1 protein-coding gene is annotated in these 303 nt (G+C 40.9%); it reads left to right on the top strand.

Going from position 1 to position 303, the window contains the following annotated elements; all coding sequences use genetic code 11:
- The coding region (locus tag CWB66_RS21950; RefSeq protein ID WP_171037575.1) for a fatty acid cis/trans isomerase at positions 1-303 on the top strand (303 nt) is incomplete at both ends.

Raw genomic sequence — 303 nt, 5'->3', positions numbered from 1 at the left:
GGGCATCGCAGCTAGGACTTTATCGAGGGTTGAGGAAAGCGTTTGTTTACGATGCAACTCGTTTATTGGCAACTACTCCGAGCCGTTTATTATTTGATGCTACTAGCACTCAGCAATGGCGTGAAAAAAACTTTACGCCGGTACTTAATGAGCGAATACAAACTGAAGAGGCTAATTTAGCCGGCAGTGTTTTATTTATTAGCTTAGTACTTAAAGATAGCCATGAATTCAGAGCAAATGAAGTATTAGACGATGAGTTTGATTTTTCTTTAAATCGCTCTCATACCTGCGCAACCATGGGAG

Origin of the sequence: Pseudoalteromonas sp. S558, assembly GCF_005886635.1 — a bacterium.
Taxonomy (GTDB): domain Bacteria; phylum Pseudomonadota; class Gammaproteobacteria; order Enterobacterales; family Alteromonadaceae; genus Pseudoalteromonas; species Pseudoalteromonas aliena.
Note: the sequence above shows the minus strand (reverse complement) of the source record. Positions and strands in the feature narration are given on the sequence as shown.